This is a genomic window from Spirulina major PCC 6313, assembly GCF_001890765.1.
GTDB lineage: Bacteria > Cyanobacteriota > Cyanobacteriia > Cyanobacteriales > Spirulinaceae > Spirulina > Spirulina major.
The window spans coordinates 3,163,663-3,185,722 of record NZ_KV878783.1; the positions used below are offsets into that span (position 1 = coordinate 3,163,663).

The following is a 22,060-nucleotide window of genomic DNA, read 5'->3' on the forward strand; positions in this document are numbered from 1 at the left end:
TAATTCTTAACGAAACCGACCCAGTTTAAAATTCCGGCACCGCTTCAACAAAACATTGCGGGTCCCAATTGGGGGCAGCTTGGGGCGAATTCGGATCAACCACCTCATCCGCAAAGGGCACATCGGCTAAACAGCCCAGTTCCTGCGACTCTAAAAACTCCACCCAATCACTACGATCGAACTGGCGCAACTGGGCCGAAAACTGTAACGCTTCATTCCAATAGGCTTGGTTTGCGTAGGCGGTGGCTTGTTGTTTCAGTTCGCCAGCATTCAAGGTGGTGGGATCGGGAATTGTTGCACCGGCAGTACAACCGAGGGGACTGCCATCTTCCAGACTGCACGAAATCAAGCCGCTGATCACTTCTTCATTGCCAATGCTGTTTTCACAGAGCATGGCTAATGTCCATTCGTACACGGCCCCGGCTTCGAGGTTAACCCCTTCGAGGCGATAGTTGACGATGCGCGGGCCGGTGGTGGTGCTTTCGGGGGCGGGCAAAATGTTCGCGTAAACTTCTTCGTAGCGGTAGCGGGTGCGGCCGGTGGGGTTGGCGAGGGGGGTGCGTTTTTGGACGACGATTTCCACGCCGGACGAACTGTTCCGGGGCATATAGATCGTCAGGGTGGGGTCAGGGTTGAGGCTGGTGCCGATGTTGCTAATCGGCATCAGGGCGGTGAGGGGGGTGAGGGGGTCGAGTTCACCATCTCCATTGAGGTCTGCTAGTTTGGCCACACAGGCTTCGGAGCCGCGCTTGGGTGCTCCCCCGGCGGTGCGTTGGGGTGCGCCGCTGCCGGAGGGGGTTGAGGAGGGGAAGCCCAAACTGAGCAGCAGCGGGTCGAGGGGATTGGCTTGGGCGGGGAGGATGAAACTGGGAAGGCTGAGGCTCAGGAGGGCGGGGGCGATCGCAAGCCAGCGCAGCGGAGTTTTAAAAGCCATGATTCTCACAGTAGGGCAGAGTGTGGATGCAATGTCATTGTTAGTTTTAAGGATAACCTGATGTTTTTCGGAATCCAGGGTGATCGGGGACAATTTCAAACATTGAACCCTCTGGATTCTGGATGGGTTGCGATCGCTCCCCTCACCGTTAGGACTTTCCTTCGGCAAGCTGCCGTAATACTTCAATCGGCAAGCGATCGCAGTCTTGAATAAACGCAACCTCATAGACGCTCTGGCCAATCATTTGTTGCTCTGGCGGTAATAAAATTGATAACTGATGCCCGATCGCGGCGAATCGGGGTGTGATCTCCGCCAGCCACGCGCTGAGGCTGGGGGCCGCATCGGTCAGGTCAAAGGAGAGGTGATAATAGCCCACATAATGCTCGTCCCCAAAGGCATCGGGGGCGGGCTTCGGTTCGGGGATTTGAATCAATTCCAGCCGCCCCTGTTGCCCCGTCAGCCAGCAGGCGAGGGTGTAGCCCGTGGTGAAGCGATCGCTCACCCTAAACCCCAGAATTTCGTAGAATGCGATCGCCCGATGAATATCCGCCGTGCGAATTGAAACATGGTGTAGCATTGAAACCTCCTCACCCGCTCATTGTGCCCAGTCACCACACCTATGCTAATTGCTCACACCCCTCGCCTGTGTTTACGCCGCTTTTGCCCGGAGGATCTTGACCCCTTGGCGTTGATCTTGAGTGATCCGGAGGTGATGTATTTTTCCCGCACCCGTCAACCCCTCAGCCGGGCCGAAGCCGCTGACTTGATCCACCACCAGAGCCGCCCAAATCATCCCCATGGACTCTATGCCGTCACGGCCCAGGCTTCGGGCGAATTACTCGGCTATTGTGGCCTGATTCATCAACAGATCGACGGCCACACCGAGATCGAAATCGGCTACCGTTTGGGGCGATCGCACTGGGGCCAAGGGTTCGCCACCGAGGCCGCCTGTGCCGTGCGCGACCATGCCGCCCGCCTCGGTATTCCCCGCGTCATTTCCCTAATCGAGGCGGCTAATGAGCGATCGCGCCGCGTCGCCGAAAAAGTCGGGATGCAGTGGCAGCGCGAAATTGTGATTGATGCGATCGTCGTACAGGTCTATGGCATGGACTTAGTCCAGGAGGGGACAAGGGGCTAACGCTACCTTGTCTGAGGAACTCTGGGGAATTTTTTGCTACTGCACCAACGCTTCCCCCCGGCGATAGAGTTCCCGCGCATAGTCCGTCCAAGTCCCCTGTCCCCAATAGCGAAAACAACTGGTTTCCACCAACATCACATAAAGCAGCGCCTCGGTATAGTCGCGGCTCTGGGTTACGGTTGGATCGGCTGCGATCGCTGCGTCAAACTTGGCGTGAAACATCGCACTGAGGCGGTTCATCGGCTCTAAAACATTTTCATAACCACTCACCCAACTGAGGTCATTCGTCCAAGATGCGCCCTCCATGTGAAATTGATGATCGTCAGTTTTGAGGGATGCGATCGCCCCCGCCACAGCCTCCGGTGTTGGCTGCTCCCGATCCACCCGTGCCCAAATCTTATGCTGTTGCACCGCCTGACACACCGGATAATCCGCCGCCGTAATCCCCGCCGCCGCCAACAATTCCAAATATTCCGTCCCATTAATCCCCACCGTGCTGCTATCCTGCTGAATCGCCTGCCACGCCGGGAAAAATCCCCCCGGAAACTCATTCATCATCACCCCGCCATTCTCCCCATCGGCGATCTGCGTTCCGCAACAGGGCACAGCTTGGCCGCCTAGGGTTTGACGACCCCGCGTTTTGGCCTCATGATAAGGCTGCATTTGCGCCACTAATTTTGTGTCCGATCCTTGGGTTTTAATCAGTGCCGTGATGCTGATCGTTTCGCCGTGGGAATTCGTCGCCACCAAACGATTGGGTAAATATTTATCATCATGAATTAGCCCCGCACCATCGAGCCGTTCGACGGAATGTTCCTGCACCATCAGCCAGCGATAGCCGCAATCTCTCAGGGCTTTAATGTATTCAAATAACGTGTCAGGATGGTTCGGTAAATGCATTTCCGGCGGCGAAAATCCTTTCACCCGCGCTAGGGCTTCCGGGCCAAAAATGGCCGCAAAATACTGTTGCCAGGCTTGAATTTGCAGCTTCACATCCGGAATCGGAGTGGACGGTACAACCCCGTGACTCCAGAGGGTTCCCAACCATTCCACATGGGGCCAATACCGGTCATCAAGGGTGATTTTTTTGAGATTATCAATAATGTCCTGGCGACCCATTTGCATCAAGCCCCAGAGCAGATTTCCGGAATAGTCCAACATGATCCGAGGATTGCAGCCTTGGGCGATTAAATCCGGGATAAAGTCCCCCATGCGGCTATAGCAATGGGCGAAGACGGTGGCGTTGTGGTTGTCGCCATTGTGGGGATTTTCAAGCATATTTTGGAGATTACAAATCAAGCCGCCATTCTGTCCCGCTGGGATGGTGGGTTGATGCATGTGGAGGGCACAGGCAAAGCTGGATTTGAAGGTGTCTAGGTTGAGATTTGTGCGGTTTAAAAAGATGGGCTGATCGTGGTTGGTAATGCGAGCGATCGCAGCTTCAGATCCGCAAATATTCGGCAAGCCTTCCCGTTCTAAACTGAGATCAATCTGATCTTGAAGCGTTGCCATAATTAACATTCCTGAGTATTTTTGGTGATGATTGATCGTCGGGCGCAATGCCAACCGTTGAGCACAACCCAGGCTGCGGAAGCCCATGATTGTCAAGAATTTCAACTATTCTCAATGCTTTGACCACTGCTCCAGTATTCAGCAAAAAATGGGGTCTGGCCAACAATATTTGTGACGATTGGCCCTAGAGCGAGCGATCGCAGTCCCTTCAGCGGGCGATCGCCCCATCGATCAATCCACATTCAAGCGCAGGGCAAATTGGGTCGGCTCGCGGGTGAGCACATCAATGTAATAGGTTCCCCCTTGGCGGATCTTGCCCTGCCACGATAAGGTTCCCCGCGCCGATTCGAGCACCGCACCACTGGGATCACGCAGCCGCAATTCCACCAAGCCATCGGTGACGGCCACCGTGAGCACGCGCCCCGATTCCACCGCCACTCGATACTGCTTAAAGGCTTGGGGGGTGGTGCGTCCCCGCAGTTCTAAGGAGGTTTCTTCGGGTTCGGGGTTAATCTCTACCGGCTCAGGGTTGGGGGCGGGCGTGGGGGTTGGGGTTGGCGTGGGCGTGGGCGTGGGGGTTGGTGTGGGCGTGGGGGTAGGAATGGGGGGAGCCGTGGGGATGGGGGAGGGTTCCGGAGCACCCTGTACCATCACATCAAGGCGGTATTTGTATTGATCCACTGCGAATCCGGGTAAGGGGTTGAGGGTGATCGTGTAGCGGCCATCGCTGGGTAGGGTTCCTTGCCAACTGCGGACGCGATCGCTGCCACTGCCCACGGGCTGTCCCTGGGCATTAAGCACCGTCAGCACCACCCCATCACTCTCTAAGCGCGTCTCCAAGGCTTGGCCCGCTTGGGCATCAAAACTATATTCCGCTGAGCTATCGGTGGTGAGTTGTCCCCGTCGGGTCAGGTTACGACCCGGACGAAGAACGAGGGTTTCTTCCGTCACCGTGGGGGAAGGGGCTGGAGTGGGTGAGGGAGATGGGGACGGGGTTGGGCTGGGGGGCGTATCGGGAATGTCTGTGGTGGGGGTAGGGGTGGGGGTGGGAAAGTCCTGGGGTTCGTCGATCGCTCCCGTATCGGGGGAGCGATTGAGCAATAGGGTAATTAAGCCCCACGTTCCCAAACCCGCAGCGAGACTAATCACCAAGGTCAACCCCAACAGGGCGAGGGGCGCGGGGATCGTTGACCCTTGGCGCGGTGTCCGAATTTGAGGGCCGGTGGTCGTGGGTTGTGATCTGGGTTCGCCTGCGGTGGTGGGGTTCGGCGATCGCCCCCCAACAACCATCGTGCCCATCTGCGACAGATCTTGGGAGCGCGGTTGTGGGGGTTGCTGTGGGGGTGGGGTTTGGGGGGGTTGCGGCGGCGGGGAGGCAACGGGGGCAGCCGGAGCGGGGGGCGGTGTGCCTAAATTTTGGATCGCTTGCTGGACGGCGAGGGCCGAGGGATAGCGTTGATTGGGGCGATCGCTCAACATCCGATCCAACACCGCCGCAAATTCATGGCTGACCTGCGCTTGATCCCGCCATCGCCAGCTAAAATTCACCTGATCAAACAAGGCTTGGGGGTCTTTCCCCGTCAACATCACGATCGCCGTCACCGCCAAACTATAGAGGTCACTACTGGGGTAAGCCTGGCCGGTTTGCATTTGTTCGCGGGGCGCATAGCCCACCTTACCCACCGTGGTCGCCGCCTGTAAATCGGGGGATTGAATCCGGGTGGCCAGTTCCTTCACCACGCCAAAATCAATCAAAATCGGCACATGATCCGGCGATCGCAAAATAATATTGCCCGGCGACACATCCCGATGAATAATCCCCTGCTGATGGAGATAGCCCAACACCGGCAACAGCGGTACGAACCATTGCCGTACCTCCGCCTCGCTGCATTGCTGCCCATTCTGCCGCCGGACTTCAAGCACATCTTGCAGCGTCTGCCCCTCCACATAGTCCTGCACCAAAAACAGCCGCCCCGCCTCCTCAAAGGTCGCCTGAAACTGCGGAATTTGGGGATGTTTAATCTGGTACAGCGTCGCCGCTTCCCGTTGGAACAGTTCCCGCGACTTCGCCATCACATAGTCCGAACTCTGGGACGGCACGAGTTCCTTGATCGCGCAACGCTCATTAAAACGGCCCCGATCTTCAGCGAGGTAGGTGCGCCCAAAGCCGCCTTGGCCAAGGGTTTGCACAATTAAATAACGCTGGTTTAACAGAATTCCCGGTGTCAGTGGCGATTGCATGGGAGATTTCAAAAAAATGCGGTCAAAGCAACAGTGTAGGCCGAACCCTCACCGTCTGCATGATCTTGCGCACCACACCCGGCACAGCGATCGCAACAATTCAGGGGCAACCTCTTCCAATCTTAAGCGATCGCCACGAGAGCAAGCCTGAGTGCAGGCCAGGGACGGCAATCTACAGGCTTCTAGATCGCTCAAGGTGCAGCGATCGCGCCCCAACGCCCCCAGTGCCAGAGGTTAAAATCGAGCGATAGAGTGACGAATCACCATGCTGCTAACCCAAAACCGGGCCGATCGCGTCCTGTTGCATCACCTAACCTGGCAACAGTTTGAAACCTTACTCACCTGTCTGGGCGATCAGCGAAATCGTCGGATTGCCTATGATGCAGGGACAGTGGAGATTATGACCCCATTACCAGAACATGAGTACTTCAAGCAGTCGATCAGCATTGCTATTGAAGATATTGCCGAAACGTTAGACTACAACTACGAAAGCTATGGCTCTGCGACTTGGCGAAAACCGCTCGCCCAAGCAGGTTTAGAGGCTGATAATTGTTTTTATTTTCAAAATGAACACCTCATCCGGGGGAAGCTAGATTTTGATCTCAGTCAAGATCCGCCGCCGGATCTTGCCCTTGAAATTGACCTCACCAGTAAATCCCTCGCTCGGTTTCCAATTTATGCCCGCTTAAATGTGCCGGAAATTTGGTGTTATGAAGCGGGAGAACTGCGCATTTATATATTGCAAGCTGGGCAATATCAAGAAGTCGAAATCAGCCCGACTTTTTCACAATTAAAAATTCGTGAATTACCCCAACTGATCGAAACTCACCGGATGCAAGGTCGGCGGGCATTACGGCAGGCGGTGCGGGACTGGACAAGAGCGCAAATTCAGCCATGATCCACCCATGAGTTGAGCCGTGAAGAGCAGTCTAATGGTGCTGATCACGGCTTTAGGACAACAGGAGTGCTGGGCTTATGATGAGGGTTGACCGTGGCGGCTCGTTACGACATCCGTTTCCGAATTGACATCATCCACAGAATTCACCAACAGAGCAACGGGAAAATGTGCCAAAGTATCCCGCAAAAACAGCGCGTCCTGACTGTTGAGGGTTTGACCGCTGATCAGATCGCACCAGTGGGACGGAGAGCCGGGGGGGAGGGACAGGCGGGTTTCGTGCCACACCTGCTCACCGAGGGGCAATTCTGTATCACTGACAATAGAGGTGAAAAAGCGAGGGGCGATCGCGATCGCGGTATGGTTGCCCCAAGTGCGCGTAAACGCCACCACATGATCCTGAAGACTACCAATCACCGTTAATTTTTGATAATCCCCCCGTTGAAACACCTCTACAAATTGCCGCCGCGCCTGCAACAGTTGATAAATCAAAAAGAGCTTGACGCGCCCATCCTCCGGTTTTTCGAGCAAGGTTTTTAGTAAATCAAGGGGATCTTTGTCCCAGGCTTTTTTAATCGCCCGCAGATACTTCGTGCGCAGTTTATAATCCACCGGGCGGCGATTATCGGGATCAACCAAACTCAGATCCCATAATTCCGTCCCTTGATAAATATCCGGCACACCCGGAGCCGTCATTTTTAGCAACACCTGCGAGAGTGAATTAAAGACACCGTAATGTTGAATCTTCCGTTGAAAGACACGAAATTCAGTTAAAAAATCATTCTTCGGACTCGGTTTTAAAATGCGCTCTGCAAACTGAGTAAAGCCATCCTCATACCCAGTATCCGGTTTGAGCCAAGCGGTATAGACTTTTGCTTCTCGAATCGCTTTAACAGTGTATTCTTTAATCCGCTCGACAAATTCATCATGATCAGTATCGGTGAAGGGAAATGTGCCGATCAAGGTTTGATAGAGAAAATATTCATCATTGGTATCTGGCACATCCAAACCCGTTTCCGGGAGACAGATTTTTTGCGCGGCATTTAAGGCTTGCCATTTGCGTAATTGAGCATCCCATTCATCGGGAATTTCGGAGAGGACGTTAATGCGCGATCGCACATCTTCACCTCGTTTCGTGTCATGGGTGGCGGTGGCGTTCATTGTGTGAGGCCAGTTGGCACATTTGAGGTGATTTTTTTGGTGAAATTCCTCCAAGGATACGCCGAAATAGAGGGGGTTTGACCCCACTTCATTGAGAGAAGTTAAACGGTTATAAATATACAGCACTGTATCTTCAATACCCTTCGCCATCAGGGGCCCAGTGAACTGTTGCAGGCGCATCACAAACAGTAACCATTGCTGCTGTTCTTCATCGCTCAAATAGTCGTCAAATTCCAGCAAGAGGAATTTTTCAATGAAGGTTAGTTCATTTAAGAAAACGGGAATATTTTCTTTGGCTTGCTGAATGACTTGGGTGATGTGGTTGCGATCGCTCGAACTAATATCATCGTTATTAATATAGGTACGGTACACGGGAAACAGCGCCATCACCTCGACGAGGGCGGATTTCAAACCGTAGAGGGTGAAATCACTGGCGTAGCGGTAGCGGATCGAGACCTGTTTGAGGAAGTGGGCCAGGTTATCAATATCCCCGGCCAGGTGTTTGCTAATAATCAGGCGTTTTTTCTCGTCAATGAGGCGATCGCAGTCAATCGATGCACCAATGAAGCGGTGATAAATGTCGGTGAGAGTCTGCTCATTTTCCTGTTGACAGAATATCCCATTGACTAAATTGAGGAAATCATAGCCCGTCGTGCCTTGGATCGGCCAATTGAGGGGAAGTTCTTCGTGGGTTTCGAGAATTTTCTCAATGGTGAGGTAGGTATGGTTGGCGCGATCGCGCAGTCGGAATAAATAGGTGGAAGGATCGAATAAACCATCAATATGATCAATGCGAAGCCCGTGAATTTTGCCCGCTTCGATCAGTTCAAAAATGAGTTGATGGGTACTTTGGAAAACGTCTGGATCTTCAATGCGGAGGGAAATGAGATCATTGACGGTAAAAAAGCGGCGATAGTTTAATTCTTCATTTCCCACCTTCCAAAATGCTAACCGAAAGAATTGATCTGAGAGTAATTCTTCAAGGCGATTAAAACTTTCTGGAATTCCGACTTGACCATTAAACAGCTTGATATTCGTCGCAATGAATGCGTGAATATCAGCGTTATCATTCCACAACTCCCAGAGCATACTTTTAATAAAGGCGATCTGGTCGTAGCGTTCGCTGCCCTCTTCCCCGGATGGAATATATTTCAAGCCGTATAAAACGCCGAGAAACTTCACAAAGTCGGGATGTTTGCGGCCGAGAGTTTGGCGGAGTTGCCCCAGGTTATAGGCTAAAACAGCGGTGTAAGACTCAATCCGAATCGGAAATTTCAGATCGTAGTAATTAACACTAAACCCCTGTTCATCGTATTGCAGTTGGAGTTCACCACTTTCGAGGCAATCCCCATAGAATTTGCCTAAAAACGGGGCGAGCACTTTACCGCGAATGCCTTCGTAGGGGTGATCCCATTGAATGTCAAAGTAGTTTTTATATTGGGAATCGCTGCCGTTTTCTAAGACATCCATCAGCATTTGATTTTGACTATCAAAGGCCATGTGGTTCGGCACAATATCTTGCAGCCATTTGATCTGATGGTCTTGGAGTTTGGCGGTGAGGTCTTCAAACTGTTCCGCGCCGCCGAGTTCGGGGTTTAACTGGGTGGGATCGGCCACGTCGTAGCCGTGGGTGCTGCCGGAGCGGGCTTTGAAAATGGGGGAGGCGTAGAGGTAGGGAATGCCCAATTCAGCGAGATAGGGGACGATCGCTTTGGCGTGTTTGAAGGTGAATTGGGGGTTGAATTGGAGCCGGTACGTGGCGAGGGGCAAGTGCATCATGGGAGTTAAACGCGTCCTAAAGCGGCAATGATACGGGTTAAGGGTGAGAGCTAGGATTGACTGTGGTATAACACAACGGCACGGGGTGCGATCGCAACGTCATCCCCCCCAACACATTGATCGGGGGCATCGCTGCCGGGGCCGTGCCATGGGGCGATCGCAGAATCGAGTTGCAGACTCCACGATCCCGACGGGGCAGTAATGGGAAGGGGGCGATCGCTGAAATTAAACGCGAACCAGACGCGCTCCGCCTGCCACTGTCGCTCAACGAGTAGGCTCGGATGCTCTGGATTGGGGGTGACTTGAATGTGGTTTAAATCCAGATGATGGAGGGGTTTGAGTTGGTGGCGCAGTTGGATCAGGGTTTGATAGAACTGTCGCAACAGGCCGCCTTGACCGCTCCAATCCCAACTCAAGACAGACTCTTGAAACACCGCCTCACCTTGGGGGTCGGGGATTTTATCCTCTGGCCAGCCAAAGGCTTTAAATTCTTCGGCGCGTCCCTGCCGTACTCCGTCGATCAACCCTGGATCGCTGTGGCTGACGAAATATTGAAAGGGGCGGGTTTCGCCGTATTCTTCGCCCATGAAGAGCATCGGCACAAAGGGCGAGAGGAAAAGGAGCGCCGCCGCCAGTTTCAGCCCTTCAAAGTCTGTCAGTTGGGAAAGGCGATCGCCCAGTAACCGATTGCCGATCTGGTCATGGTTTTGCACACAAACCACAAAGTTTTTGCCCTGACAGCCCTGGGGATCGTTGCCGTGGTTGCGGCGACGGTGGGGCGCATATTGGCCCGTATAGATATAGCCTTGGCGGTAGCTGGTGGCCAATTGCTCCACGGTGCCGAAGTCGCAATAGTAGCCCGACTGTTCCCCGGTGATCAGGGTGTGGACGGCGTGGTGAAAGTCGTCGCACCATTGGCTATCGTGACCAAACCCGCCCGTGTCGCGGTCTTGCAAGACCCGCACATCATTAAGATCACTTTCGGCGATCAAATAGCGGGGATAACTCGCCGCGCTCAGGTCAGCCACCGCCGCCCCCAATGCCTGCAAAAAGGGCCGGGCACTAAAGTCATAAATCGCATGGACGGCATCAAGGCGCAGCGCGTCGATGTGGTAGGTGTCGAGCCAGTAGCGGGTGTTTTCGATGAAGAAGTTGCGCACCTCGTTGCTGTCGGCTTGGTCGTAGTTGATCGCGTCGCCCCAGGGGGTGCGGTATTGGTTGGTGAAATAGGGGCCGTAGGGCCAGAGATAATTCCCTTCGGGGCCGAAATGGTTATAGACCACATCGAGAATGACGGCAATCCCCGCTGCATGGCAAGCGTTGACGAGGCGTTTTAATCCCTCTGGCCCGCCGTAGGACTCCTGCACGCCGTAGAGATAAACCCCGTCATAGCCCCAATTGCGCGTCCCTGGAAAGGGGGCAACGGGCATCAGTTCGATCGCATTCACGCCTAAGTTTTTGAGATCCTCAAGGCGAGTAATGATCGCGTCAAACGTCCCCGCTGGGGTGAAGGTACCCACATGGAGTTCATAGATGATGTAGTGATCTAAGGCGTGATTGCGCCAGTCGTGATCCGACCACGCGATCGCACCGTGATCCACCACCATTGAGGGGCCGTGAACGCCCTCCGGTTGGGCATGGGCGGCGGGGTCGGGGCGTTCGAGGTCGCCATCGAGTTGATAGAGATAGCGGCTGCCGGGGGGGGTGTCAGGTGCGATCGCACTCCAATAACCCCCCGATTCCGGCGCGAGGGGAATGATGCGATCGTGCGGAGCCACTAGATGCACTGCCACCGCCTCACGGCCAGGAGCCCACACCCGAAACTCGCAGCGATTTTCTCCGATGTACCAACTACCCACACGCATACTCAACACACCTAATGATTCACAATATTGGCCAATGCTTGATTGAGTCGATTGTACTCAATCTGTCCATTGACCGATGCAGGGGTGCGATGCGGATTCCCCTCCCATCCTGCCGGACGTGGATCAAGCCTTGACTTATTTTTGCCAATCTCGCCAGGGTTAACAGCCTCGGATCAACCGCCAACCGCGTCTAAGGCCATAACCCAGACTCTTAAGGTTCAGATGAGGACTCAGAAACCGCCAGCCAACCGCCTGCAAGCGACGCCAATAAAATCCCAGGGTATAGATGCCATCCCGCCACCGTCGTCCCCAGGAATTGATCTGAATCCCGCCTGGATCGAGGCGTATCCCGTGGAGGTTGTAGTTCGAGACATTGAGAGGATTCAGACGAGTCAGATGCGCTCGTTGGGCCAGGGTTTCATAGGCCAGGCCAGAGCGGTTTTCGGGTTTCTCGGTTTCATCAATCCATTCCCATAGCATCCAGGTGAGGCCAGCGGCTTCAAATTGAGCGATATTCTGGGAAACTCCCTGCGATCGCAGATACAAGCCAATGGGAATTTCCGCCCAGATCCCATGTTGCCAAACCCATTGCGAATCAAAACAGGCTTTGAACGCCCAAGACTCTCCCGTTAAACACGAGATTTTGACAACTCGGCCCACCACACCACTACCAACATAGGCGACTCGCAAGGTTAACCGATGACCCCGACAGCAGAGATGGTAGGTGGTTGACTTGGGCGGGGCGAGAAACCATCCAATGGGGATGGCTAGGGCATCAAAGAACCGCTGCAATTCTCTCACTGGAAACGACTGTGACAGGGCAAGGGGAAGCTGGCCAAAATAGAGGCGATCGCACCTCCAGGCGTAACACGTCTGTTGACAGAGGCGATAGAACTGCCAGGGGGACAGGAGTTGACGGGCGGCGATGACTTCGATGAGGGCTTCGGGGCGAGCGGCGATCGCCTCAAAATTGGGCGAAGTGTTGTTGGGTTCCTTGAGCGTCAATGGTGAGGGCGAAACGTTTAAGGGGGCGAACATAGGCGGCGGTTCACAGTGACAGACTCAAGACTTGAGCGAGATCGATAATCTGCAAGGGTTCCGCCTCCATTTGGGTTTGTCGGCGTTGATGAATAGTATCGAAACTCTAAGACCGCCGGAATTCAGTATTTAGTATATCGAGCGTTGAGAGTTCGCTGTGGGTTAGGATTGGGCGATCGCCGTGATCACGGCGATCGCTTCACAAAATCAGCCAACTCTGGCCACAGTTCCGGAAACTGCGCCCGAATTTCCGCCGCCGTCGCCACCCGCATATCCCGATAATCAAACCCCGGAGCCACCGCCTCCCCCAACAGGCCATACTCCCCTGATTCCAAAATGGCCGCCTTCCAATAGCCCCCCGGCACGAGGAGCTGCGGCACTTCCCCCCGCGCCCCATCTAAGCCCAAGGTCACCCGCTGTAACTGCCCTGCCAAATCCACCAAAATATAGGTGATCGGATCACCCGTGTGGAAATAATGCATAATATCCGATCGATTTTGATGGAGATGATCCAGGGGGCGATCGTCGGTTAAGAGGTAATAAATCGAGGTCATCATCGCCCGATTTGTTCCCTCGCGTGGGGTCGAAATTTCGTCTGTGGATCGATAACTTTCCGCAAAATATCCCCCTTCAATATGCTCGATCAATCCTAATTTTTGAATCCAGTCTTGTTTTTTCATCGTCATAAAAGATCCTGTCCGGTCACGATCTGAACCCATTAAACCCCAAATTGCCACGAGGCCCGCCATCGCCAAGAACTAAAGTTCTTGGCTCATCGCGAAAATGGGCTGAAGCCCACTCTGGAACCCGTTTTAACGGGTTTTCGCTCTGAGGCGGGGATTTCAATCCCCGACTGGAGTGGCTTAATCCACGGTTAACCAGTGGGAGAGATCCCGGTGGATGAGGTCTTGGGTGGCGAGAATATCAGCTTGGAAACGGGGTAAGACTTGGCGGCGGAGTTGGGGGGTGAGTGTGGGGGGGGCTGCCACGTTGGCGCGGTAGGCTTTGGCGGCGAGGGGTTGACGGATGCGGGCCGGAATCAGGGGGCGCAGCATTTTTTTAATCCAATTATCTTGGGTTAAAAAATCATGAATGCTGACGTTTTTTTGGACTTGTTGGGTAGTGTTGTGGCGTGTGCCCATATCCGGCTGAAAGGTGGGATCAAGCTCTAAAAATTCAAATAGACTGGCGAGAAATTGCCGGGGCTGTTGTCGCCAATCGTCGTAAAGATAGATTTTTAATTGTTCACGGGGAAAGATGGACTGATAGCGTTGGAGTTGTTCGGCATATTGGCCGACGGCGTGGTAGTGCCAGGCGGGGGAAAAGTTTTGCGCGATGCGATCGCCCTCCGCTGCCAGGGCCTCACGAAAATCACTCAACCACTCCCGCCCATCGCGCCGCAAATGGAGAAAATGGGAGAAGGCGCGATCGATGGGATTGCGCAAAATCGCCACCAGTTTCGCCTCAGGGGTGTAGCGGTGAATCCGTTCCGGCACGCCCGGCCAATAGAGATACATCGTTGAAGCCTCGCCCCGTGCGATCGCCCCGGTTGCCCCGTCAAACAATGCCTGATACGCCCCCCACTCATTTACCGATGCCGTGGTGAGGGAGCCGCGCTCATCCCGTGGCCCGTTGAAGTGCAAACTATGGCCCTCGAAGGCGAAAAAATGCGGCTCCTTAACGGCACTCATAAACACCTGGGGATGCTGTTGCAGATAGGCATAGAGGGCGGTGGTTCCGGCTTTGGGCGCACCCAGGAGCAGAAAATTCGGTTCAGTCATGGTGAGAAGGGGGCAAGAACGTGAGGGTATTGAAGTGCGATCGGGTGTTCTAAATTTTGCGTCACAGCAGGACTTTCGCCCGGTCAGGTAGGGTAATCCGCATCCTCATTGGGGGGAAATCCTTGCGTGATAATGATCAGCGACGATCCACAATACAAGTCTAGAACCCGTTAGCGACAGAACGAAACTATGGCAACCGTACTCGAACAAGGCAATATTACGATCCATACCGAGAATATTTTTCCCATCATCAAGAAATCCCTCTACACGGATCATGAAATTTTCTTGCGGGAGTTAATTTCCAACAGTGTGGATGCGATCGCCAAATTAAAGATGGTCTCCTATGCCGGTGAAGTTGACGGCGAATTACCCGCTCCGAAGATTGAAATCACGGTAGATGCCGACGCTAAAACCCTTTCCGTCTCCGATAACGGCATCGGCATGACTCCCGATGAAATCAAAAAATATATTAACCAAGTCGCCTTTTCCAGTGCCGAAGAATTTATTCAAAAATACCAAAAAGACCCCGACCAGCAAATTATCGGTCACTTTGGTTTAGGGTTTTATTCTAGCTTCATGGTGGCGAAGCAAGTGGAAATTGAAACCCTCTCCCACCGGCCCAACTCCCCCGCCATTCACTGGTCTTGCGACGGTTCCCCCGCCTTTGAACTCACCGAAGGAACCCGCACCACCCCCGGCACAACGGTGACCTTAACCCTGATGGATGAGGAAACTGAATACGCCGAAGCAGCTCGCATTAAACAGTTAATTAAAACTTACTGCGACTTCATGCCTGTGCCAATCATGATGGGCGAAGAACGGCTCAATCAAGAAAAAGCCCTCTGGAAGGTTTCCCCCCAAGATTTAAAAGACGAAGACTATCTTGAATTCTATCGTTATCTCCACCCCTTCCAAGAAGACCCCTTACTTTGGGTTCATCTCAAAACAGACTATCCCTTTGTCCTCGATGGTATCCTCTATTTCCCCCAAATCCGTCCTGATGTGGATGTAAATAAAGGACAAATTAAACTGTTTTGTAACCAAGTGTTTGTCAGTGATAATTGTGACGACATTATCCCGGACTTCTTGCGGCCCTTGCGCGGCGTGATTGACAGCACCGATATTCCGCTGAATGTGTCCCGGAGTGCGTTGACGAGCGATCGCACCGTCCGCCGCATCGCTGACTATATCTCGAAAAAAATCGCCGATCGCCTCAAACAAATCTTCCGCGAAGACCGCGCCAAGTTTGTCCAGTGCTGGCAAGATGTGGGCACATTCATCAAGTTCGGCTCCCTCAAAGACGACAAATTTAAAGAGCAAGTCGCCGACATCATCATCTACAAGAGCACCCATCAAGAGGACGCGCCCCAAGTGGAAGTCCAAACCGAAGGGGATGATGAATGGCAAGACACGCCCACCAATGACGGCTATACCACCCTCAAAGACTACCTCGAACGCAATCAAGAAAAACACGAAAACCGTGTGTTCTATTGCACCGATGCCGGTTCCCAAGCGCCCTACGTGGAACTCTACAAAAATCAAGGGATGGAAGTCCTGTATATGGATTCCTTCATTGATACGAATTACTTTATTCCCTTCTTGGAGCGGGAATATTCCGAAGTAAAATTTGCGCGGGTGGATGCAGAACTTGATCAAAGCTTGCTCAATAAAGACGAGTCGGAAATCGTTGACCCCACCACGAATAAAACCAAGAGTGAGGTGATCAAGGAGTTATTTGAAAAAGCCTTAGAAAACAGCAAAATCACGATCCGGGCTGAATCGATTAAGTCCGAAAATCCCCAAGGCACGCCCCCCGCGATGGTGATCATGCCGGAAGAGTTGCGCCGCATTCAAGAGATGACGGCCTTGATGCAACAGAAGGATATGGAATTTCCCGATATGCACACGTTGCTTGTGAATACGGCGCATCCGATGGTACAAAATCTGCTCAATTTGTCCCAAAGTAGCATTGTGGATGGGTCGGGTGAATCCCCCACGGCAACGCTAGTTAATCAAATGTGTCAGCACATTTACGACTTGGCATTGATTTCCCAAAAGCCTTTTGATGCGGACAATATGAAGGCATTTGTGGAGCGTTCTAATGTGCTGCTGACGAAGGTTTCTGAGCGGCTGTAAGCCCATCGCCAACGGGTTAAACCATGGCATGGTGCTGATGCAATGGGGCAGGGACATCCTGCCCCATTTTTTTGTGAAATTGTAAGGTGAACGGGTTCGATCGCTACAGCACCAAAAATTCGTGATAGGCCAGGGCATCGGTGCAATACCACAAGAGGCGATCGCACTCATGACGCTGCACCGAGGGGGGAAGCTGGGCGATCGCAGTCTTTAATGACCCCACGATTTGGGCATTGTGTTCGGTTTGAGCGACGGATTTAATGTCCTTGGCGAGGCGTTTGTAGAGGGCGGCGGGATGGCCGGGGGTGATCAGGAGACAGAGGAGAGTGGCGATCGCGTCAGCCACTATCGCATCGGGGTGATCCGGTTGGAGGCGGGCGAGGCGGCTGGCGTGGCGGCGTTGTTCGGTGGGGTTGGGGGCGGCGTGGAGACGGGCGGTGATGCTGGCGATCGCACGTTCGGAGGGGGGTTTGCTGGGGTGGGATTTTGTCGGAATCGGTGGGGGTGCGCCGTGCTGGAGGCGGTGGAGATTGTCGCGGATTTGGGACAGGAGGCCGGGGGGTTGGACGGTATCGCGGAGGGTTTCGAGGGTGGCGATCGCGTCGGGATGACCGGGGATAAATTTACCCAAACTATAGGCAGCCTTGCAGCGGATTTTCGGCGGGTGTTCGGGTGGAAGCAAGTCGGTGAGGGTGGCGATCGCGTCGGGATGCCCCGGCTGCACTCGGCCGAGGCTGTCGCTAAATTGCCAGCGGCGATAGGCATCGGGGGCCGTTTGGAGCAGATCGCACAACGTCGCCACGGCGACGGGATGGCCGGGTGCGAGACTTTTGCCCAGGGTGTAGGCGGCTTGCCAGCGGGGAAAGGGGTGGGTTTGGGTGTTGAGGAATTCCACCAGGTGAGCGATCGCCAAGGTGCGATCGGTTTGCACCACCACTCGCCGGGCCAGGTTCAAGCGCGGCACAGAATGACCCTGGGGCATTGTCGCCGAAAATGTCGGGCCAAATCGCCAGTCTAGGATCACCCCCATTAGATCCGCCGCCTGCTCTGAATCGGGAAATTCCGCCAACAGCAACGCCGCGAGTCCTTGGGCGCGATCGCGATACAGTCCCGCGCCATGATCATCGAAGGATCGCAAGGCTGCGATCGCCTCTTCCTTCTCCGTCGCCGCCATATCCTCCCGCCCCATCCACAACCGCAACACCTCCCACCAGCGCGGATTCAACGCCGGATAGTCCGCCGCCGGATCGAGCCAAAACGCCGCCCCCGGAATCACCTGCGCTGCAAAATACGCTTGGAACAGCGGATGATAAAACCGATACACCGGATCAGCCGTGGCCGCTCGAATCCCCACCGGATCGAGCCAGCCCACTTGTAACGCCAAGGGCAGCAAATCGGGATCAGCGTGAAACGCCCGCTGTACCACAGGATCGGGGAGATGATAGCCCAAGGACGAATCAGCAAAGGCATTAAAGGCAAGGGTTGCCAAGACCCCATTGAGGCGTTGGCGTTGGGCGGGGGTGGTGGGGAAGCGGTCTTGCTGCCAACTGTAGAGGGCGGTGACAAATTGGGCGTACAGTTGGGCTTGGCTGCGGGGAAATTGCCCCTCATTGAGCGACCACGCTCGACAGAGCAGGGCTAATCGCAACGGATTGCCCACCGCGTCCCGGATGGTGTGGTGTTGGGGATCGTGGAGGCGGGTCTGTAATTGTTGCCCGCGTTCGGGTTGGGCGGCAAACCAGCGATCGATAAATTGCCCCCCTTGATCCGGCTCCCCATTCCTGGCCAGACTGAACCGCCGACAGCAATAGGCCGTAAACCCATCGAGGGCATTTTTCGCCCCCTCCCATCCATGGAGCCGACAGGTGAGCACCACTGACACACCGCCCAACACCCCCCGCAACTGTCGCCCCAATTGCGCCAAAATTCGGCTACTGTCCCCGGTCATTTCATCTACGCCATCCAAGAGCAGCCAAGCGTTGCCCGTGGTCAGCAGTTGGGATAATTCAGCCTGTAACGTGGCGGGAATGTGGAGGGATTGGGTGGCCTGTTGGAGCCAGTTTTGCAACAGATAATCCGGGAGGGATTGACCCTGAAGATCCGCTAACGTGACCCAGATGGGATATGCGCCCCGGTCGAGGAGTTGGGTGGCGAGGCTTTGGAGAGTGGTGGTTTTGCCCGCTCCGGCTTCCCCGACGATCGCCCACCGCTGGCGGCCCGTTGTGGTGTTGAGCAGTTCAGTGAGGGTCACGATCGCACCGTCCTCCTCGCGTTCTTCTCCATCGGCATCATCCTGAAGGCGATCGCGCACCGGTCGCGGCACTAATGCCAACGGCACATAAAGATCCTGATGGTCAAACCGCATCCCATCGGGGGCGGTGAGGGGGTTGGTGGTGAGGCGGTGATAGTTTTGGGCTTCGAGGCTAGTGCGACAGCGCGATCGCCATACCTCCCGATCATGATCCCGCATTGGATCGAGATCGGCAGCTTGATCGGCATCGGCTCGCGGCTCGCTGCGTTTTCCTGTCACCTGTTTCGACCTCACCGGGCGGCGGTCTTCCCATTCCTGAACAAAACGCCGGAGGTTAGCGGTGCGATCGCGCCGTCCATGCCACAAATTAATTGAAAAATGCCACAGTTCCGACCCGCTCACCTGGGGCCGATGATCGCTCAAAATCTCCAAAAAATCCCCCCAACGGTGCAACGCTTCCCGAATTTGGGCGCGGCTGAGGGGTTGTAACGTGTGACGGCACAGGGTTTCGAGATGGCGTAATTTCGTCCGCACCACGAGCCGCTGCTCCGTTTGCCATTGGGTTTGGATTTGGGGACGCAACCGCTCCAACAAAGCCAAGTCTAGATCCAATTCATCATTGGCATAGTCCAGCAACACCGTGAAGAGGTGGAGCGATCGCGCCTGAGCCGTGGGGCCATAGTTGGGTCGGGCCATGGGTGCGGTGAAAGTGTGGGGAATCCCCAGGGTTGAAACGATCCCCAAGGTCTGTAATCCAGCCTACCCCAAGGATTCACCCGATTCCAACCCGATTCGCCTTGGGGCAGTTCCCCCGCCTACTTTAGATACAGAGCCAAGACGGAGCAACACCGCAACGTCCCACCTCTCAAACCCAATGCCTCAATGAGAGCAAACACGAGGGTTAGCGGAGTCGAAACCCGACCAGCACCTCTCATCGTTGCAATTGGCATCACCTGTGGCGGCTAGCTCAACCAGTAGAGCACCATCCTTTGCCCTCCGGGGCCGAAGATTGAGGGTTATCGCTTTGGAACGAACCCCCCTTAATCGTCGGAGATGCGGGTGCAACTCCCGCGTCGCTACACCAATGGCAGGTAGTTTAAGCAGTCAAAACATCTCCCATCCTTGTTCATTTTTTCGCCTGTTGGGCCGTCGAATGAGGGTTATCGCCTGTTAAGCGGAAGATGCTGGTGCAAGTCCAGCCCTGCCAGTTGATCCCCCCTGCCCCCCTTAATAAGGGGGGAATGTTCAAAACCCCCTTGTTAAGGGGGTCGGCGCAAGCCGGGGGGATTCTTCCGATCGCAAGTCAAAGCCCTGAACCCCCTTGTTAAGGGGGTCGGCGCAAGCCGGGGGGATTCTTCCGATCGCAAGTCAAAGCCCTGAACCCCCTTAATAAGGGGGTCGGCGCAAGCCGGGGGGATTCTTCCGATCGCAAGTCAAAGCCCTGAACCCCCTTGTTAAGGGGGTCGGCGCAAGCCGGGGGGATCGTTTTTTAAATTCGCCCTGACGGGCTGGAGGTTTACGATGACGTATCAATTTTTTACCCAAGGTCAAACCCCCCAAACCCAACCGATTCCTGGTCGGGAGATGATTCAAGGGCGTTCGGGGGGCTGGATGTTTCAGGCCGATGATTGGCAAGTGTTGCGCCGTTGTTTATTAATCGGCACGGCGAAGAGTACCTACTACGCCGATAAGCATGAGTTAACGGGGGATTTTATGGGGGTGTTAAAGGGTGCGATCGCATCCGACCCCGATCGCGTCGCCCAAGAAATTCTCTATGCCTCCGACGGTCGCGCCCTGAGCAACAGTGCGCCGATCTTCGCCCTCGTGTTGTTGTCCATGGGGGAAAGCCCCGCCGCCAAACAAGCCTTTGGGCGCATTTTTCCCCAAGTGGTGCGCACCGGCAGCCATTTTTATGAATGGTTGAGCTATACGAAATCCCTGCGGGGGTTTGGGAAAATTGTGCGGCAGATGGGGACGGCGTGGTTATCACGGCCCGACGTGAGCGCCTTGGCCTATCAACTGTTGAAATATCAACAGCGTCATGGGTTTTCCCACCGCGATGTCCTGCGGCTGTTCCACGTCAAACCGCCCACCCCGGAACACGATCGCCTCTTTGCTTGGGTGACGAACGGCTGGGAGAATCTCCCTGGTCAACCGCCGTCTAAAGCCCTGACGCAAATCTGGTGGTACGAATGGCTCAAACGCCACCCCGATCGCACCTCTGAAGCGATTAAACAAGGTCGCCTCACCCATGAAATGGCCGCCCCTGTGGGTCAGATGAATCAACAAGCCTGGCAATTGTTGTTTGAGGAGATGCCGATCGGGGCATTATTGCGGAACTTGGGGTCTTTGACCGCGTTGGGGGTGCTGCGAAGCGATCGCAAACAGGGCAACCTAAAACGGGTGAACAAAGTCTTGTGCGATCGCCGCCACCTCCGCCAGGGACGCATCCACCCCATCGACATCCTCAAAGCCCTGAAAACCTACCAATCCGGCGGCAAACTCGGCAAAAGTCAAAAAACCTGGGAACCCATTCCCCAAATCCTCGACAGCCTCGATCGCGCCTTGGCTCTGTCCTTCCAAGTCCTCGAACCCACGGGGAAAACCTTCCTCCATGCGGTGGATGTGTCCGGCTCGATGTCCTGCCATACCGTCGGTTCCATTGGCTTAACCTGCTGCGAAATCGCGACCGTGATGGCTCTGGCTACGGCCAAAGCGGAAGCGCATTACATGATTCGCGGTTTCTCGACCACCTTCCGCGATTTGGGGATCACAGCGCGGGATAGCTTTAGCGATGCCATGGCGAAAGCCAGCCAGCAAAACTTCGGCGGCACCGATGCCTCGGTAGCCTACGACTGGGCGATCGAAACCCGCTATCATGCCGATATTTTCTGCTTCTGGACGGACTGCGAAAGCTGGGCAGGTCGTCAACATCCCAGCCAAGCCCTGGCCCGCTACCGTCAAGCGGTCAACCCCAAGGCCAAAGCGGTCTACATCACCCTCGCACCCTACCGGATCTCCCTGGTCGATCCCCTCGACCCCCAATCCTGGGATGTAGCCGGGTTTGATCCCGGTACACCGCGCCTGATCCAACTCCTGGCCACGGGGGAACTTTGACATACTCCCCCGCATAAATGACGGGGGATTCTGGGTTCAGACAGCAATTGCAGGCGTAGCCCGTCTTATCTTGCCTAGCCCAATGGACAACGCCCTGCCCATAAGGTGCTCACCCCGGAATTTTACGTCGCGCTAGCGAACGCTTTTATTGCATCACCACCGAATCAATTCGGTTATTCGCTTATATCCCCCGAATAAAATTCAGGGGGCTT

General features: G+C 54.7%; 14 protein-coding genes and 1 tRNA gene. 5 read left to right on the forward strand and 10 right to left on the reverse strand.

What is annotated here, in order from left to right; genetic code table 11:
- Positions 1–25: 25 nt before the first annotated feature.
- Complete coding sequence (locus tag SPI6313_RS13900; protein WP_072621536.1) at positions 26–934, reverse strand: DUF928 domain-containing protein; 909 nt, start codon at positions 932–934, stop codon at positions 26–28.
- A 148-nt stretch (positions 935–1,082) separates the two neighbouring features.
- On the reverse strand, positions 1,083–1,511 hold the full coding sequence (locus tag SPI6313_RS13905; protein ID WP_072621537.1) for a VOC family protein: 429 nt from the start codon (positions 1,509–1,511) through the stop codon (positions 1,083–1,085).
- Positions 1,512–1,553: 42 nt separating this feature from the next.
- Here SPI6313_RS13905 and SPI6313_RS13910 point away from each other — a divergent pair, with 42 nt between their 5' ends.
- Positions 1,554–2,072 carry a GNAT family N-acetyltransferase gene (locus tag SPI6313_RS13910; RefSeq protein WP_072621538.1) on the forward strand — a complete coding sequence of 173 codons (519 nt, stop codon included), beginning with the start codon at positions 1,554–1,556 and terminating at the stop codon, positions 2,070–2,072.
- Positions 2,073–2,108: 36 nt separating this feature from the next.
- Here SPI6313_RS13910 and SPI6313_RS13915 read toward each other — a convergent pair whose 3' ends face one another.
- Together SPI6313_RS13915 and SPI6313_RS13920 are read right to left on the reverse strand one after the other, a co-directional pair.
- The gene (locus SPI6313_RS13915; RefSeq protein ID WP_175551142.1) at positions 2,109–3,584 is read right to left on the reverse strand and encodes a polysaccharide deacetylase family protein; all 1,476 of its coding nucleotides are present in this window, start codon (positions 3,582–3,584) and stop codon (positions 2,109–2,111) included.
- A gap of 231 nt (positions 3,585–3,815) precedes the next feature.
- Positions 3,816–5,825: a serine/threonine-protein kinase gene (locus SPI6313_RS13920; RefSeq protein WP_072621539.1), complete on the reverse strand. Its 2,010-nt coding sequence runs from the start codon at positions 5,823–5,825 to the stop codon at positions 3,816–3,818.
- A gap of 265 nt (positions 5,826–6,090) precedes the next feature.
- Between SPI6313_RS13920 and SPI6313_RS13925 the strand changes: the two genes are divergently transcribed.
- Positions 6,091–6,723 carry a Uma2 family endonuclease gene (locus SPI6313_RS13925; protein ID WP_072621540.1) on the forward strand — a complete coding sequence of 211 codons (633 nt, stop codon included), beginning with the start codon at positions 6,091–6,093 and terminating at the stop codon, positions 6,721–6,723.
- 75 nt (positions 6,724–6,798) lie between these two features.
- Here the strand turns inward: SPI6313_RS13925 and treY are convergent, their stop codons facing one another.
- The 5 genes from treY to SPI6313_RS13950 form a co-directional block, all read right to left on the reverse strand.
- The gene (gene treY / locus SPI6313_RS13930; protein ID WP_072621541.1) at positions 6,799–9,657 is read right to left on the reverse strand and encodes a malto-oligosyltrehalose synthase; all 2,859 of its coding nucleotides are present in this window, start codon (positions 9,655–9,657) and stop codon (positions 6,799–6,801) included.
- Between the two features lie 53 nt (positions 9,658–9,710).
- Positions 9,711–11,525, reverse strand: coding sequence for a malto-oligosyltrehalose trehalohydrolase (gene treZ, locus SPI6313_RS13935; protein WP_072621542.1), 1,815 nt, complete (start codon positions 11,523–11,525; stop codon positions 9,711–9,713).
- Positions 11,526–11,684: 159 nt separating this feature from the next.
- A complete protein-coding gene (locus SPI6313_RS13940; RefSeq protein ID WP_072621543.1) occupies positions 11,685–12,563 on the reverse strand; it encodes a hypothetical protein in 879 nt (292 codons plus the stop codon).
- A gap of 185 nt (positions 12,564–12,748) precedes the next feature.
- Positions 12,749–13,249, reverse strand: a complete 501-nt coding sequence (locus SPI6313_RS13945) for a cupin domain-containing protein (RefSeq protein WP_217650610.1) — start codon at positions 13,247–13,249, stop codon at positions 12,749–12,751.
- Positions 13,250–13,426: 177 nt separating this feature from the next.
- Positions 13,427–14,344 (reverse strand): sulfotransferase family protein, encoded by a 918-nt coding sequence (locus SPI6313_RS13950; protein ID WP_072621544.1) that lies wholly within the window; start codon positions 14,342–14,344, stop codon positions 13,427–13,429.
- Positions 14,345–14,533: 189 nt separating this feature from the next.
- On the opposite strand from SPI6313_RS13950, the gene htpG reads away from it, so the two are divergent.
- Positions 14,534–16,480, forward strand: a complete 1,947-nt coding sequence (gene htpG / locus SPI6313_RS13955) for a molecular chaperone HtpG (protein ID WP_072621545.1) — start codon at positions 14,534–14,536, stop codon at positions 16,478–16,480.
- A 103-nt stretch (positions 16,481–16,583) separates the two neighbouring features.
- Here the strand turns inward: htpG and SPI6313_RS25400 are convergent, their stop codons facing one another.
- Positions 16,584–19,427, reverse strand: coding sequence for an NACHT domain-containing protein (locus SPI6313_RS25400; RefSeq protein ID WP_072623149.1), 2,844 nt, complete (start codon positions 19,425–19,427; stop codon positions 16,584–16,586).
- A 259-nt stretch (positions 19,428–19,686) separates the two neighbouring features.
- On the opposite strand from SPI6313_RS25400, the gene SPI6313_RS23590 reads away from it, so the two are divergent.
- Positions 19,687–19,815 (forward strand) — tRNA-OTHER (locus SPI6313_RS23590).
- A gap of 437 nt (positions 19,816–20,252) precedes the next feature.
- Positions 20,253–21,848, forward strand: a complete 1,596-nt coding sequence (locus SPI6313_RS13965; protein ID WP_072621546.1) for a TROVE domain-containing protein — start codon at positions 20,253–20,255, stop codon at positions 21,846–21,848.
- Positions 21,849–22,060: the final 212 nt, after the last annotated feature.

Bases quoted from the DNA above. Each gene is read 5' to 3' on its own strand.
- SPI6313_RS13900 (WP_072621536.1), bottom strand. From the start codon at position 934: ATGGCTTTTAAAACTCCGCTGCGCTGGCTTGCGATCGCCCCCGCCCTC.
- SPI6313_RS13905 (WP_072621537.1), bottom strand. From the start codon at position 1,511: ATGCTACACCATGTTTCAATTCGCACGGCGGATATTCATCGGGCGATC.
- SPI6313_RS13910 (WP_072621538.1), top strand. From the start codon at position 1,554: ATGCTAATTGCTCACACCCCTCGCCTGTGTTTACGCCGCTTTTGCCCG.
- SPI6313_RS13915 (WP_175551142.1), bottom strand. From the start codon at position 3,584: ATGGCAACGCTTCAAGATCAGATTGATCTCAGTTTAGAACGGGAAGGC.
- SPI6313_RS13920 (WP_072621539.1), bottom strand. From the start codon at position 5,825: ATGCAATCGCCACTGACACCGGGAATTCTGTTAAACCAGCGTTATTTA.
- SPI6313_RS13925 (WP_072621540.1), top strand. From the start codon at position 6,091: ATGCTGCTAACCCAAAACCGGGCCGATCGCGTCCTGTTGCATCACCTA.
- treY (WP_072621541.1), bottom strand. From the start codon at position 9,657: ATGCACTTGCCCCTCGCCACGTACCGGCTCCAATTCAACCCCCAATTC.
- treZ (WP_072621542.1), bottom strand. From the start codon at position 11,525: ATGCGTGTGGGTAGTTGGTACATCGGAGAAAATCGCTGCGAGTTTCGG.
- SPI6313_RS13940 (WP_072621543.1), bottom strand. From the start codon at position 12,563: ATGTTCGCCCCCTTAAACGTTTCGCCCTCACCATTGACGCTCAAGGAA.
- SPI6313_RS13945 (WP_217650610.1), bottom strand. From the start codon at position 13,249: ATGACGATGAAAAAACAAGACTGGATTCAAAAATTAGGATTGATCGAG.
- SPI6313_RS13950 (WP_072621544.1), bottom strand. From the start codon at position 14,344: ATGACTGAACCGAATTTTCTGCTCCTGGGTGCGCCCAAAGCCGGAACC.
- htpG (WP_072621545.1), top strand. From the start codon at position 14,534: ATGGCAACCGTACTCGAACAAGGCAATATTACGATCCATACCGAGAAT.
- SPI6313_RS25400 (WP_072623149.1), bottom strand. From the start codon at position 19,427: ATGGCCCGACCCAACTATGGCCCCACGGCTCAGGCGCGATCGCTCCAC.
- SPI6313_RS13965 (WP_072621546.1), top strand. From the start codon at position 20,253: ATGACGTATCAATTTTTTACCCAAGGTCAAACCCCCCAAACCCAACCG.